The 14,098-nt window shown below is 72.4% G+C and carries 11 protein-coding genes and 1 pseudogene; 3 read left to right on the top strand and 9 right to left on the bottom strand.

The genetic code is table 11. From position 1 onward, the window contains the following. Window positions 1-7 precede the first annotated feature (7 nt). The gene (locus tag ACIBG7_RS24405) at window positions 8-982 is read left to right on the top strand and encodes a LacI family DNA-binding transcriptional regulator (protein WP_357927755.1); all 975 of its coding nucleotides are present in this window, start codon (window positions 8-10) and stop codon (window positions 980-982) included. Here the strand turns inward: ACIBG7_RS24405 and ACIBG7_RS24400 are convergent. Continuing rightward, the gene (locus tag ACIBG7_RS24400; protein ID WP_397337675.1) at window positions 954-2,219 is read right to left on the bottom strand and encodes an MFS transporter; all 1,266 of its coding nucleotides are present in this window, start codon (window positions 2,217-2,219) and stop codon (window positions 954-956) included. The two genes, ACIBG7_RS24405 and ACIBG7_RS24400, sit on opposite strands and share 29 nt — an antisense overlap. A 107-nt stretch (window positions 2,220-2,326) precedes the next feature. Here ACIBG7_RS24400 and ACIBG7_RS24395 point away from each other — a divergent pair, with 107 nt between their 5' ends. Beyond that, on the top strand, window positions 2,327-3,310 hold the full coding sequence (locus tag ACIBG7_RS24395; protein ID WP_397337674.1) for a DUF5937 family protein: 984 nt from the start codon (window positions 2,327-2,329) through the stop codon (window positions 3,308-3,310). On the opposite strand, the gene ACIBG7_RS24390 is transcribed toward ACIBG7_RS24395, so the two are convergent. From ACIBG7_RS24390 to ACIBG7_RS24380, 3 genes are read right to left on the bottom strand one after another with little or no spacing between them, the layout of a single operon-like run. After that, complete coding sequence (locus tag ACIBG7_RS24390) at window positions 3,285-4,112, bottom strand: carbohydrate ABC transporter permease (RefSeq protein WP_397337673.1); 828 nt, start codon at window positions 4,110-4,112, stop codon at window positions 3,285-3,287. The genes ACIBG7_RS24395 and ACIBG7_RS24390 overlap by 26 nt on opposite strands. Further along, complete coding sequence (locus tag ACIBG7_RS24385) at window positions 4,109-5,002, bottom strand: sugar ABC transporter permease (protein ID WP_357927763.1); 894 nt, start codon at window positions 5,000-5,002, stop codon at window positions 4,109-4,111. Before ACIBG7_RS24385 ends, ACIBG7_RS24390 begins: the two co-directional genes overlap by 4 nt. Window positions 5,003-5,045: 43 nt before the next feature. Then, window positions 5,046-6,344: an ABC transporter substrate-binding protein gene (locus ACIBG7_RS24380; protein ID WP_357927765.1), complete on the bottom strand. Its 1,299-nt coding sequence runs from the start codon at window positions 6,342-6,344 to the stop codon at window positions 5,046-5,048. A gap of 759 nt (window positions 6,345-7,103) precedes the next feature. On the opposite strand from ACIBG7_RS24380, the gene ACIBG7_RS24375 reads away from it, so the two are divergent. Further along, window positions 7,104-8,993, top strand: coding sequence for an ABC transporter ATP-binding protein (locus ACIBG7_RS24375; RefSeq protein WP_397337672.1), 1,890 nt, complete (start codon window positions 7,104-7,106; stop codon window positions 8,991-8,993). A gap of 200 nt (window positions 8,994-9,193) precedes the next feature. Here the strand turns inward: ACIBG7_RS24375 and ACIBG7_RS24370 are convergent, their stop codons facing one another. From ACIBG7_RS24370 to ACIBG7_RS24350, 5 genes and pseudogenes are all read right to left on the bottom strand, one after another. Continuing rightward, the gene (locus ACIBG7_RS24370) at window positions 9,194-9,973 is read right to left on the bottom strand and encodes a hypothetical protein (protein WP_397337780.1); all 780 of its coding nucleotides are present in this window, start codon (window positions 9,971-9,973) and stop codon (window positions 9,194-9,196) included. A gap of 44 nt (window positions 9,974-10,017) precedes the next feature. Beyond that, window positions 10,018-10,404, bottom strand: a pseudogene (locus ACIBG7_RS24365) (threonine/serine exporter family protein); the annotation flags it as partial. 339 nt (window positions 10,405-10,743) lie between these two features. Further along, on the bottom strand, window positions 10,744-12,093 hold the full coding sequence (locus ACIBG7_RS24360) for a sensor histidine kinase (RefSeq protein WP_397337671.1): 1,350 nt from the start codon (window positions 12,091-12,093) through the stop codon (window positions 10,744-10,746). Window positions 12,094-12,186: 93 nt separating this feature from the next. Further along, window positions 12,187-13,578, bottom strand: a complete 1,392-nt coding sequence (locus tag ACIBG7_RS24355) for a peptidoglycan D,D-transpeptidase FtsI family protein (protein WP_397337778.1) — start codon at window positions 13,576-13,578, stop codon at window positions 12,187-12,189. Window positions 13,579-13,680: 102 nt separating this feature from the next. Continuing rightward, window positions 13,681-14,040: a MerR family transcriptional regulator gene (locus ACIBG7_RS24350; protein WP_357927772.1), complete on the bottom strand. Its 360-nt coding sequence runs from the start codon at window positions 14,038-14,040 to the stop codon at window positions 13,681-13,683. Between the last annotated feature and the right edge of the window lie 58 nt (window positions 14,041-14,098).

Here is a 14,098-nt window from a genome sequence, read left to right as displayed (position 1 = left end):
TCCTGTCGTGAGACCGACGATGAAGGACGTGGCCCGGGCGGCGGGTGTGGCGCTCAAGACCGTCTCGCGCGTGGTGAACGGCGAGCCGGGCGTGAACGAGGTCACCGCCGGGCGGGTGCGCGAGGCCATCGAACGGCTCGGGTACAGCCGCAACGAGGGCGCCCGGATGTTGCGCCGGGGCAGGACCGCGACGATCGGCCTGGTCATCGAGGACGTCGGCGACCCCTTCTACGCCGGGCTCAGCCGCGCGGTCGAGGACGCCGCGCTGCGCCACGGCTGCCTGCTGCTCAGCGGCTCGTCCGGGGAGGACCCGGCGCGCGAGCGCGACCTGGTGCGCGAGTTCTGCAGCCGCCGGGTGGACGGGCTGATCATCGTCCCGGCCGGCGGCGACCACACCTACCTGCGGCCCGAGCTCGACGCCGGCACCCCGGCGGTGTTCGCCGACCGGCCGCCCGGCCCCGGCGTCGCGGTGGACACCGTGGTGTGCGACAACGCCGGCGGCGCGGCGCTCGCCGTCGAGCACCTCAGGCAGCACGGTCACCGGCGCATCGCGTTCCTGGGCGACAGCCCGGCGATCTTCACCGCCACCGAGCGGCTGCGCGGATACCGCGAGGCGCTCGGCCCGCTGTTCGACCGGCGCCTGGTCTCCATGCGCGCGCCCGTCCTGGAGGGGGTGCGGGCCGACCTGGAGAGCATGCTGGCGCTGGAGGACCCGCCCACCGCGTTGTTCACCGGCAACGGGCGGCTGACCGTGACCGTGCTGCGCGCGCTGGCCGGGCGCTGGATGCCGCTGGTCGGCTTCGACGACTTCGAGCTGGCCGACCTGCTCACGCCCGGCGTCACCGTGGTCGCCCAGGATCCGGTGGGGCTCGGCCGGGTCGCCGCCGAGCTGCTGTTCCGCCGGATCGGCGGCGACACCGGGCCGGCCGAGCACGTCGAGCTGCCGGTCCGCCTCATCCCGCGGGGTTCGGTCGCCCGCTGACCGCCGCGTCGGTGGCCGGGGCGTCGGTGGCCGGGGCGTCGGTGGCCGGGGTGTCGGTGGCCGGGGTGTCGGTGGTGAAGAGGCCGCGCACGGTGAGCAGGGCGGCCAGGATGCCCACCGCCCCCGCGGCGGCGATCGCCAGGTGCGGGCTGACCAGCTCACCGGCCCCGCCGACCAGCGCGGCGCCGACCGCCTGGCCGGTCATCAGCCCGGTGTTCTGCAGCCCGAACGCCTGCCCGCGCACCCGCTCGGGCACCGCGTCCAGGAAGGGCCGCTGCAACCCGAGGGTGTACCCGAGGCACCCCGCCGACAGCGCCGCGCAGGCGGCGGCCACCGCCGTGCCGGGCTCGAGCAGGAAGAACAGCCAGGGCACCCCCATCGCCACCGCCAGCGGCCGGACCAGCCGCTCGCGCAGCGCGGGCGTGGCGAAACGGCCCACCAGGAACTCGCCGACCGCCATCCCGCCGGCCGCGAAGCCGAGCACCAGGCCCGCCCGGCTCCCCAGATAGGGCACGAGCATCGCCTCCGCCCCGGCCAGGAACATGACCGGCGTCCACTGCGCCAGCAGCAGCCGCCGCACCCGCCGGTCGGCGAACAGCCGCCGGTTGACCCGCCAGGTGCCGCCCGCGCCACCCCTGGCCTCGCGGTACGGCAGGCCGGCCCGCAACACCACCGCCGCCACCGCGCTCATCCCCGCCGTGACCAGCAGGGCCGGCTCCGGCCCCACCGTCGCGATGAAGCCGCCGCCCACGGCCATGCCGACGATCTGCGCCCCCGCCGCGGTGACGCCGAACACCGACCGGCCCAGCACGAAGGCGTCGCCCGGCAGCACCTCGGGCAACATCGCGTTCCTGGCCGCCATGAAGACCGGGGTGAACAGCCCGCTGAGCAGCACCAGGCCGAGCATCACCCAGATCGGCGCCCCGGTCAGGGCGATCACCAGGCAGACCGCCATCCGGACGAACTCGCCGAGGATCATCAGCAGCCGGGGCGAGACCCGGTCGGCCAGCGACAGCAGGAACAGCCCGCCGAAGACGAACGGCAGCCAGCCGGCCATGTAGGCGGTCGCGGCCAGGCCCGGCGAGTTGGTGCGGTCGAAGACCAGCACCGACAGGGCCAGCATCTTCACCGAGTCGCCGGCGACGAGCAGGGCGAAGCTGCCGAACAGGACGCGGAACTCCCGCACGGCGAAGACCTCGCCGAAGGTCGCGCCACGGGCGGGGGTGGACGTTGCCAAGGAGCACTCTCTCTCGCTTCGGAGGCGGCCCGGAGGGAGGTCGGGCCGCCGATTCGAGGATGAAGCCGGGAGCCGCTCGACAACACTTATTCGGATATAACCGAAAGGTGTATCGCCTGGAGCTGACCCCGCAGGACCTGGTGACCAGCCGCTTCGCCATCTCGCCGCTGGTCGAGACCATGCACGCCCAGCTCGTCCTGGACGGCCGGCAACCCGCCCCGCTGCTGACCGACTGGGCCGAGCGGTGGCGCGAGCCGTACCGGCGGCTACGGGCCCGGCACCACGGACTGCAGGTCATGGCGGCCATCATCGGCGCGAAGGGGGTGGCCAACGTGGACTTCCTCGCGCCCCCGCCCACCGGCGTGGACGTGCCGTTCGAGACCGAACTGGCGAAGATGCGCGCAGTGCCGCTGGAGCAGGCGCACGCCGAGATCCGGCAGGCGCTGGCGCTGCGACCGCCGGTGGACGAGCCGACCCGGCGGCTGCTGTTCGGGGCCGACATCGTCGAACTGCTGGCGGAGGGCATGCAGGCGCTCTGGACCGAGATCGTCTCACCGGGGTGGCCGCGCTTCCACGCCGTCCTGCAGCGCGACATCGCGCACCGGGCCGGGCGGCTGGCCGCCTACGGCTGGGCCGAGGCGCTCGAGGACCTCAGCGAGCACGTGCGCTGGATCAGCAGCGGGCACATCGAGGTGGACATGCACAGCGAGGGCGAGATCAGCCTCGGCGGGCGGGGGCTGCTCCTGCTGCCCAGCGTCTTCGGTCCCAAGGTGGGCGCCTACCTGGCGGAGGCCTGGCCGTACGCGCTGATCTACCCGGCGCGCGGGGTGGCGGCGGCGAGCCGGGAGCACCGCGACCTGGCCGGGCTGATCGGGCGCAGCCGCGCCAGGATCCTGGCCGAGCTGTCGGGGCCGGCCACGACGACCCAGCTCGCGGCGCTGCTCGGGCAGAGCCCCGGCACGGTCGGCGAGCACCTGGCCGCCCTGCGCCGGGCCGGTGCGGTCACCGGGGCCCGGGCCGGGCGGCACGTGCACTACTCGCGCACTCCCCTGGGGGAGGCGCTGATCAACCCTTCAACGCTCCGGCCATGAGGCCGCGCATGAAGAAGCGGCCGAGGAAGACGTAGATCAGCATCGTCGGGATGGAGCTGAGGATCGCCGCGGCCATCTGCTGGCTGTACGGCGTGGCCTGCGCCCCGGCGATGTTGTTGAGCATCACCGTGGTCGGCCAGTTCTGCGGGCTCGCCAGGAAGACCGCGAACAGGAAGTCGTTCCACAGCGAGGTGAACTGCCAGATGATCACCACCGCGATGGCCGGCCCCGAGACGGGCAGGACGACCGACCAGTAGGTGCGCAACATGCCCGCGCCGTCCACCCGCGAGGCCTCGATGAGCTCGCCGGGGATGGTGACGTAGTAGTTGCGGAAGATCAGCGTGCAGATCGGGATGCCGTAGACGACGTGCGCGAGGATCAGGCCGGGCAGGCCGCCGTAGAAGACGCCGTTGAGCCCGGTGACCTCGTCCATCTTGATCAGGAGCTGGACCAGCGGGATCATCACCCCCTGGTAGGGGATGAACATCCCGAACAGGAACAGCGTGAACAGCACGTCCGCGCCCGGGAAGCGCCACTTCGACAGCACGTAGCCGTTCATGGAGCCGAGCGCGCAGGCCAGCAGCGAGCCGGGCACGGCCAGCAGGAAGCTGTTGACGATGCCCGGGCGCAACTTCTCCCACGCCACCGCCCAGGCGTCGAAGGTCCAGGTGCGCGGCAGGTTCCAGGCCTGCGACGGATCGGCCTCGGTGAGCGGCTTGAAGCTGGTGACCAGCAACACGTAGACCGGGATCAGGATGATCAGGACGAAGGCCAGGAGCAGCCCGAAGCGTACGGCTTTCACGAGCGCTTCTCCTTGCGGACCGACCAGATCAGGTAGGGGATGACGAAGATCGCGACGGCCAGGACGATGTACGCGGCGATGGTCGCGCCCTTGGCCGGGTCGTCGGAGTCAAAGACGGTCACCCACATGAAGACCGCGGGCACGTCGGTGATGATCTGCTTGCCGGACACCGCCATGATCAGGTCGAAGACCTTGAGCGAGATGTGCCCGAGGATGATCAGCGCGGAGAGCGTGACCGGCCGGAGCAGCGGCAGCACCACATGGCGGTAGACGCCCCACTCGGTGCAGCCGTCCACGCGCGCCGCCTCACGCAGTTCCTCCGGGACGCCGCGGAAGCCGGCCAGGAACAGCGCCATGACATAGCCGGACATCTGCCAGACCGCGGGGATGGCCATCGCCGCCATGCCCCAGTCGGGGTCACGGAACCACGCCCACTGTGGCAGCCCGATCGCGTCGAACAGCCGGTTGAGCCCGACCGCGCGCTCGTCCTGCCCGGAGTTCATCAGCCAGCGCCACACGATGCCGGTGGCGACGAAGGAGATGGCCATGGGGAAGAGGTAGATGGTGCGGAAGGCGCCCTCGCCCCTGATGCCCTTCTCCATCAGGAAGGCCAGGAACCAGCCGAGGATCAGCGCGCCGAGCACGAAGACGATCGTGAAGAGGATCGCGTGCTTGACCGACAGGTGCCATCTGGGCTGGTCCCAGAGGCTGATGAAGTTGTCCAGCCCGACGAACTGCTCCTCCGGCTGGCGGCTCGTGTGCCGGTCGGTCATCGCCAGCCGGAAGTTCCAGCCCAGCATGCCGTACACGAAGACGCCGATCGCCACGATGGACGGCGTGACGAGGAGCAGCCCGGGCAACCACGTGCGTGCCCGCCTCACGATGTGCATCCCTTTCCGGCGGGGGGCGCGGGCGGCGCCCCCCGCGGTAGACCTACTGCAGGTTGGCCTTGGCCGCGTCGGCGAGCGCCGACTGCAGCGCCCCGACGTCCTTGGTGCCGAGGAACAGGCCGACGGCCTCACCGATCGCCGCCAGGTGCGGCTGGCTGACCGCGACGCCGTGCTGGATGGAGCCGGCCAGCTTGTTGCTGCTCCAGTCCTTCAGCGCGTCGGCCAGGTAGTCGGTGTAGAGCGCGGTGTCGGCGTCCTTGCGGGCGGGGATGGAGCCCTTCTTCGGGTTGAAGGCGTCCTGGCCCTCCTTGCTGGCGGCCACCTTCAGCCACGCCAGCGCGCCCTCGCGGTTCTTGGCGCCCTTGGGCAGGGTGAAGCTGTCCGACAACCACAGGTAGGTGCCCTCGGTGCCGGGCGCGGGCGCCCAGTCGAAGTCGGTCTTCGAGGTCTTGCCGAGGCCGCCGTCCGGCGGGTTGTGGAAGTAGCCGTAGGCCCAGTCGCCCATGATGTTGAAGGCGGCCTCGCCGTCGGCGACCTGCTTGGCGGCGGGCTGCCAGTCGTCCTGCGGGTCACCCGCGTAGGACATGATCGTCTTGAAGCTCTCCAGCGCCTTGGTCACCTCGGGCGAGGCCCAGTCGGCGCCCGGCTTGAACAGCGCGTTGTAGGCGTCGGTGCCCATCGAGCCGAGCATGACGTTCTCGAGCAGGTGGGCGACGGTCCACTCGGAGCCGACCGAGAGCGGGATCTTGCCCTTGGCCTTCACCTTCTCCAGCGCGGCGATGAACTCCTCGATGCTCTTCGGCGGGCCGGCCACGCCCGCGTCCTTCAGGACGGTCGGGTTGAACCACAGCACGTTGGAGCGGTGGATGTTCACCGGCACGGAGTAGATCTTGCCGTCCACGCTGATCTGGTTCACCAGGTCGGCCGGAAAGACGTCCTTGAGCTTGAGCTCGTCGTAGAGGGCGTTGAGGTCCTCGAGCTTGCCGTCCTTGATGTAGCCCTGCAGCTCGGCGCCGGCGTGGCCCTGGAAGGTGTCCGGCGGCTGGTTGCCGTCCAGCTTCGTCTTCAGCAGCGCCTTGGCCTTGTCGCCGGAACCGCCGGCGACGGCGGCGTCGAAGAAGGTGAAGCCGCTGTTCTGCTTCTCGAAGATCTCCTTCATGGCCTTCAGGCCGTCGGCCTCGCCGGGCCCGGTCCACCAGGAGAAGACCTCCACCTGCTTCTTGGCGTCCCCGCCGGCGCCACCCGTGGCCTGGGTGCCGGCGGGAGCCGTCCCGCCACCTCCGCAGGCGGCCAGGCTCATCATGCCGGCCATGGCGATGGTCGCTAACCACCGTCGTCGCATCGCACACCGTCCCTTTCGCAACCCCGAGCGGTTCATCAGGTGACAACGTTGTCAGTAGGGCAATCAACCCACTTCGCGGTCTCTGGCGTCAAGGTGGTCCCGGTAACAGGTCCGCAACCTCGGGAGAACGCTCTCTCGACTGTAGCCGTCCCGGTGGAGGGGGCAAGGGAGCCCGCCGAATCGTGATGTTCACCGCTCCTATGCACCGTACGGCGAAGCATGCACAACGCCGTGGCGACCGCCTCGTCGGCCGGGCCCGGGTCGCCGCGTGCGCAGAGCCGAGGTCGGTGCCGGTGTCCTATGCCGCCCGCCCGGCCAGAGGGTCCGCGTGCCGGATCCCTCCTGCCCGGGCGCGTCCCCCCTCGTGGCCCCCTCCACCGGAGCGGCCGGGCGAGCCGTACCGGAACCCCTGGACGGGCGGGCGGCAGGTGTGCGGGTCCGAGCCCTGCGCGACTCGGACCCGCTGTCGCACGTCGCCGGCCGAGACCCCCACCCCTCCGAGGAGGCCGGGCCGGCAGTGACGCGCGACGTCCGCGGATCGGGCCGCCGCCCGCCCCGCACGAGCTCGCCCGGGGCACGGGAGGCTGAAGCCGATGACGGGCGCGCGGCCGATCGCACCCTTGACGGTAGGCCGCCCGGCCACCGCCGCACATGAGCTGTTCTCACCATTCACCGGGGTATCCGCACCCATGTAGCCGGCGGGCGACAGGTATGCACACGCCCCCGGAAAGTGTCGGTGCGGCATCGCACACTGGACCCATGGCCGACCACCCACCCCCCTCGGCGACAAGCGAAGACCCCCTCGAACTCGGCGAGATCGCCGTGTCCGACTGGCACGCGCACAGCGACCGGATGGCCTCGGTGCGCTTCCTCACCATCGCCCGGCGCCTGCCCACCCTCATCAGGCAGGCCACCGAACTGGCCTGGCGGGCCAGCCCGCGCGACACCGTGGCCACCGTCGCGCTCAACCTGCTCGGCGGCGTCTTCACCGCCTTCGGCCTGCTGGCCACCACCGGCGTCCTGGAGGCGCTCTTCCGCGACGGCCCCACACCCGACCGGCTGCGCGCGGCCCTGCCCAGCCTGGCCGTGGTCGCCGCGGCCGCCGCCCTGCGCACCACCACGCAGGCCGCCGCCGGCTGGGCCCAGGCGCGGCTCGACCCGCAGATCAGCCGGCTCACCGAGGAACGCCTGTACGGCCTGACCAGCCGGGTCGAGCTGGTCAGCTTCGACGACCCCGACTTCCACGACGCCCTGCAGCGCGCCCGCATGCGCGGGGTGAGCATGGCCGACGTGGTGGTCGCCACCGCCATCGACCTGGTCACCGCCGTGGTCGGCCTGGCGGCCGTGGCCGGTGTGCTGGCGGTCCTGCACCCGGTGCTGCTGCCGCTGTTGCTGCTGGCCGTCCTCCCCGACGCCTGGGCGACCGTGCGCGCGGCCAAGATGCGCTACACCACCACCTACTCCCTCGTCCCGGTCATCCGGCGCAAGTGGATCATCGCCGAGCTGCTCGCCGACCGTGACCCCGCCGCCGAGGTGCGGGCCTTCACCATGCGCGGCTTCCTGCAGCGGATGTACGACGCGGTCGCCCGGGCCGAGCAGGAGGTCCTGCTGCGCCTGGCCCGCCGCCAGACCGTCGCCCGGCTCGTCGGCGAGGCCCTCGGCGGGCTCGGCACCGGCCTGGTCTACCTCGCCCTCGGCATCCTGCTCGCGCTCGCCGCCATCCCGCTGGCGGTCGCCGGCACGGCCGTCCTCGCCATCCGGCAGGGGTCGATGTCGCTGAGCAACCTCATGTACGCCACCAACCGGCTCTACGAGGAGGGCCTCTACTTCACCGACTTCCTCGATTTCTGCGCCGACGCCGAACGCCGGATCCCCGCCGCCCGTCCCGTCCCAGCGCCGGCGGCCTTCCACCGGATCACCGCCGAGGACATCTCCTTCACCTACCCCGGCGGCGACTCCCCCGCCCTGCGCGGCGTCTCGGTCGAGATCGGCCGTGGCGAGGTCATCGCCTTCGTCGGCGAGAACGGCTCGGGCAAGACCACCCTGGCCAAGATCCTCTCCGGGCTCTACGAACCCGACGGCGGCGTCGTCCGCTGGGACGACACCGACCTGCGCACCGTCGACCCCGAGGCGTTACGCGCGCACATCGCGGTCATCGCCCAGGACCACACCCGCTGGCCGCTCACCGCGCGCTACAACATCACCATGGGCACCGACAAGGGCGACGCCGCCCTCGACTCCGCCGCCCGCGTCGCCGGGGCCGACGAGGTCGTCGCCGACCTGCCCCACGGCTACCGCACCCTGCTCGACCGCCGCTTCAAGGACGGGCAGGAGCTGTCCGGCGGGCAGTGGCAGCGGATCGCCGTCGCCCGCGGGTTCCACCGGGACGCTCCGCTCCTCATCTGCGACGAGCCCACCGCCGCCCTCGACGCCCGCGCCGAACACGCCCTCTTCGAGCGCATCCGCTCCCACGCCGACGGCCGTACCGTCCTGCTCATCACCCACCGGCTGGCCAGCGTCCGCTACGCCGACCGGATCTACGTGCTCGACCACGGCAAGGTCGTCGAGGAGGGCACCCACAGCCACCTCATCGGTCTGGCCGGTCTCTACGCCGAGCTCTACAACCTCCAGGCCGACGCCTACCGCTGACCTCTCCACCTCTCGACCCCGGGTTCCCGGCCTGGCCCGCCCCCGGTCTTCCGTTTCAGCCCGCTCTCCTTCCGGTGCCCCGGCCATCGTTCCCGTCTCTGCTGCGAGCCCCGCTACCGCGACTCTTGGTTCTCCCCGCCCGGGCGGGTGAGCGGGCCGGGAGAGGTCGCGGGTGGAGGCCCGTCCCGTCGGCCGGCCTCTCACTTGGACGGGCGGGTGGCGAGGAGGGTGCCGAGGACGACGCCGACGCCGATGGCGGCCGTGGTGGCGAGGGCGGAGAGGAGGAGTCCCGGCGCGGCGGCGGACCCCTTGGCGTACTGGACGAGGCTGGCGTAGACGGTCGGTCCGGGCAGCAGGGCGCCGGTGACGCCGGGAAGGGTGGTGGCGGCCGAAGGCACGCCGAAACAGGTCCCCACGACGGCGGCCCAGGCACCGAGGAAGGTGGCGGCGGCGAGCGCGGCCAGCGGCGGGCTGTGCAGGAGGGCGAGCATGAGCTGGTTGACCAGCCCCGCCAGCAGCCCGGCCGCGACCCCCAGCGGCACCAGCCGCACACTGCCCCCGTTGAACAGCGTGTTCCCCGCCGCGCCCACCGCCGACGACAGCAGGCTCAGCCCGAAGGGCAGGGCGGCGAAGCTGACCCCGTAGGCGGCGAGCTCGAAGCCGGACCGGTCGAGCACCAGCGACCCGGTGATCGCGGTACCGGCGATGATGCCGCCCACCAGCATGGTCACGGTGATCGCCCGCCCGGCGGCGATCTGCGGGAAGCCCATGATGGCGTCCTCGGCCAGCGAGACGACCGACAGGATGGGCAGGAGCAGCACCAGGTTCGCGGCGAGCATGCCCGCGACGGCCTGCCCGCTGAGGCCGGCGGCGAAGGCCACAGCGCCCGCGCCGACGGTGAGGGCGGCCTGGGCGGCGGTGGTGTAGAAGGCCGGGATGCCGACGCGGCCGAAGAGCCGGCCGACCCGGTTGACCAGCACGAGCAGCAGCGCCGCAGCACCGCACCGCCCTGGGTGCCGCCGGCCTGGAGGCAGATCATGGCGGCCAGGACGGCGCCGCCCGCGACGTCCACCCACCAGGGGCGGCCCGCACCGGCTCCGGCGATGCGGTCGACCTCGGCGGAGGCCCCCTTGAGGTCGAGCTCGCCGGCCAGCAGGCGGCCCACGACGCGGTGCAGCCGGCTCAGCCGGTGCAGGTCGCGGGCGCCGTCGGTGGTGATGGTCCTGAGCATGACCATGGGGCGTTCGCCGGGGGGCGAGTACTGCAGGTGGATGGAGCGGGCGGCGAAGTCGATCTGGAGGTGGCCCATCCCGAGGTGGCGGGTGGCGGCGAGCACGGCGGCCTCGACGGTGCCGGTCTCGGCGCCGGAGCGGAAGAGCTGTTCGCCCAGGTGGAGGACGAACCGCAGCATGGCGGGGGCCTCGTCGGGGTCGACGATGCCGTCGCCGGTCAGGGGCGAGGGGGTGTAGGGGCTCCAGCGGTGCCCGCCGCGAGGCCAGATCCTGCCGAAACCGTCCCGCCCGATCACGCCACCGCTCCATCCTCGGCCCACCCCGGCTCAGCCCGAGCCCAAGGTTCCGGGACCCGAGCCGAAGAGCCCCGGCTCGGCTGTGGGCTCCCACGCCCGGCTCCGGGTGAGGGCTCCTCAAGCTCGACTCCGGCTCAGGCGTTCCTGTGTCCCGGCTCTGGCGGAGGGTTCCCGGGGGTGGCTCACGGGAAGACCGGGGCGGTGACGGCACCCGGCAAAACTTCAGGCCGCCAGCGGCAGCCGGAGCACCAGCCGGGCGCCCCGCGGGCTGGGCTCGGCGGTGAGGGTCCCGCCGTACATGGTGGCGATCTCCCGGGCGATGGGCAGCCCCAGCCCCGTCCCGTGCGGGTCGCGGGCGCGGCTCTCGTCGAGCCGGGCGAAACGCTCGAAGACCCGCTCACGATCGGCCTCCGGGATGCCGCCGCCGTCGTCCCGCACCTCCAGCACGGCCTCCGAGCCGTCCCGCCGTACGGTGACCATGACCTGCCCGGCGGCATGCCGTTCGGCGTTGGCCAGCAGGTTGTTCAGCACCCGGCTGAGCCGCAGCCGGTTGGCCGTGACCTCGACGCCGGGCTCGAGTTCGAGGGTGAGCGGCACCCGGTAGCTGCGGAGCCCGGTCTCGGCCCGCACCAGGTCGTCGAGCTCGACGCGGGACAGCGGCGCGGGGGCGCGGGCGTCGAGGCGGGCGAGTTCGAGCAGGTCGACGACGATGTCGTTGAGCCGGTCGGTGTGCCGCAGGGCGGCGTCGATGAGCGGCCGGGGCTCGGGGTCGTCGAGCGCGACCTCCAGGGTGGTGCGCAGGCCGGCGATCGGGTTGCGCAGGTCGTGCGAGGCGTCGGAGATGAACCGGCGTTCGCGCGCGGTGGCGGTCTCCAGCCGCTCCAGCCCGGCGTTGATCGTCTCGGCCAGCCGCTGCACCTCGCCGCCGGTCTCGGGGACCGGCACGCGCAGGTCGAGCTGGTTGGTGGTGATGTGGGACAGCTCGCGGCGGATCTCCTCCACCGGGGCGAAGGTCAGCCCGATCGTCCACCAGGTGCCCGCGCCGATCAGCACCAGCAGCGGCACCATCACCCAGCCGACCACGATCGGCAGCCCGAGCCCGCCCAGCGCCCGCGGCTCGATCACGGCGGCCAGCGCGATGCTCTCCTGGCCCGGGATGCGGAAGCCGGCGACCCGTACGCAGTCCTTCACGTACGGCGGGCAGACCCGCTGGTCGATCCGGATGTCGGGCGCCACCGGCCGCGCCGTGGTGAGCGCCGGCCGGCCGTGGAGAGCGCTGCTGGAGGCGAGCACCTCACCTCTTGGCCCGACTATCTGCACCAGGTTGGTGCCGCCCGGCGGGGAGAGCAACTGGTTCCCGGCGCCGGCCCGGACCGCGGTGTAACTCACCTCGCGCGCCGAGCGTGCCGCCCGGTCCACGGTGTCGGCCTCCAGGAAGGACCGGATCAGCAGCACCGCGAGGATCCCGCAGAGCGAGAGCACGACCGCCGCGACGCCGACGGCGATGACGGTCGCCCGGCCTCGGACGGAGTACAACATGCGCATCCGCGTGCGATGCAGCCGGTTCCTCACGTTTCGTTGCCTTCCGATGACGGACTGTCCGTCCCTCTCAACACGACGTGACGTTCATTTCACGTCAAGCCCCGACAAGCCTTGAACGATCCTTTACCCCAGCGCCGCCTGGAGCACGGCCCTCGCGACCGGCGCCGCGACGTCTCCCCCGGCTCCGCCGTTCTCCACGACCACGCCCACCGCGACCACCGGCGCCTCGGCCGGCGCGAAGGCGGTGAACACCGCGTGGTCCGGCGCGCCGGGCACGTTCTCCGCGGTCCCGGTCTTGGCCGCCACCGAGATCCCGGGCAGGGCCGCCCCCGACCCGGTGCCGCCGGGCTGGGCGACGGTGACCATCATCGCGGTCAGCGCCCGGGCGGTCTGCACGTCGAGCACGGTCCGGTACTCCACCGGCTCGGCCCGCCCGATCACCGTGCGGTCCGACATCCTGATCTCCTCCACCAGGTGCGGCCGCATCAGCACGCCGTTGTTGGCCACCGCGGCCGAGAACATGGCGATCAGCAGCGGCGTGGCCCGGTCGTCGGCCTGGCCGATCGCGGCCATGGCGGTCTGGGCGTGGTCGAGCCGGGCGGGGAAGACGCTCTCGGCGACCGCCAGCGGCACGGTCAGGTCGGTGGCGTTGAAGCCGAACGCCTCGGCCTGGTCCCGCAGGACGTCCTGGCCGAGCTGCAGGCCGATCCGGGCGAAGGCGGTGTTGCAGGAGACCTGGAAGGCGTAGGCCAGCGGCGGTTGCCCGTCGCCGCACGGCTGGCCGCCGGCGTTCGGGAGCTGGACGGAGCTGGCCGGCAGGAGCAGCCGGCGCGGCGCCTCGACCCGGGTGGCCGGGGTGTACTCCCCCGAGGCCAGCGCGGCGGCGGCCGTGACCACCTTGAAGGTGGAGCCCGGCGGGTAGGTCTGGCTGGTGGCGCGGTTCAGCAGCGGCTGCCCGGGATCGGCGCGCAGCCCCCGGTCGGTGGCCGCCAGCTTCGCGACGTCGAAGGTGGCGTAGCGGTTGGGGTCGTAGGACGGGTAGGAGGCGAGCGCCAGGATCGCCCCGGTGGCCGGGTCGATCGCGACCGCGGCTCCCGGGCGGCCGGTGGCCCGCAGCGCGTCGTAGGCCGCTCGCTGGACGCGGGAGTCCACGGTCAGCCGCACGTCCGCGCCGCGCCGGCCGCCCTCGCGCATCAGGGAACGCACTCGCACCCGCGGGTCGTCGCCGGACAGCACCGGCCCTTCGAGGCGTTCGAGCCCGGCCGAGCCGAACAGGCTGACGTACCCGGTGATCGCCGCGTACCGCTCGCCGTCCGGATAGGTGCGCTTGTAGGCGTGCATGCTGGTGCTCGACCGCACGCTGCGGGCGACAGCCGTACCGTCGAAAGTGAGGATGTCTCCGCGCGGGTGGTCGAAGCGGGCGAGCTGGGTGCGGCGGTTGCGGGCGTCGGCGTTGAGGGGGTCGGCGCGGAAGGCCTGCAGCCAGGTGAGGTTGGCCAGCAGCAGGAAGAGCATCACCGCCCCGACCAGGGCAACCCGCCTCAGTGGGATATTGATGCGTTTCGCCCTGGGTCCGGCCATACCACCTGGTGTAACAGCCCGAACACCAAGTTCCGGCTAGAGCGCGCTGCGGTAGTAGGAAATCTTGCGCTGGATGTAGTCCTGGCGGGACCGCAGGGTCGCGACCTGGGCCTCCACCCGCCGGTCGTGCTCCTCCAGCAGCGCGATGCGGTCGGCGAAGGTGTGGTCGCCGGACCGGACGAGCTCGGCGAAGCGCAACATCTCCGCGATCGGCATCCCGGTGTCGCGCAGGCAGCGGATGGTGCCCAGCCAGTCGAGGTCGTGCTGGGTGAACCGGCGCTGACCGGCGGCGTTCCGGCCGACCGGCTCCAGCAGGCCGATCTTCTCGTAGTAGCGCAGCGTGTCGAGGGTGAAGCCGGTCTCCTCGGCCACCTCGGACGGTGTGTACACAGTCACCCCGCCAGCTTGCCAGGTATCACCGTTTTTCGGATGACTTGACCTGGAGTGCACTCCA

The sequence above is a fragment of the Nonomuraea sp. NPDC050328 genome (genome assembly GCF_044459405.1).
Classification (GTDB): Bacteria; Actinomycetota; Actinomycetes; order Streptosporangiales; family Streptosporangiaceae; genus Nonomuraea.
Note: the sequence above shows the minus strand (reverse complement) of the source record. Positions and strands in the feature narration are given on the sequence as shown.

Excerpts from the sequence above, each read along its gene's own strand:
- ACIBG7_RS24385 (WP_357927763.1), bottom strand. The coding sequence starts at position 5,002 with ATGCACATCGTGAGGCGGGCACGCACGTGGTTGCCCGGGCTGCTCCTC.
- ACIBG7_RS24380 (WP_357927765.1), bottom strand. The coding sequence starts at position 6,344 with ATGCGACGACGGTGGTTAGCGACCATCGCCATGGCCGGCATGATGAGC.
- ACIBG7_RS24375 (WP_397337672.1), top strand. The coding sequence starts at position 7,104 with ATGGCCGACCACCCACCCCCCTCGGCGACAAGCGAAGACCCCCTCGAA.
- ACIBG7_RS24355 (WP_397337778.1), bottom strand. The coding sequence starts at position 13,578 with ATGCTCTTCCTGCTGCTGGCCAACCTCACCTGGCTGCAGGCCTTCCGC.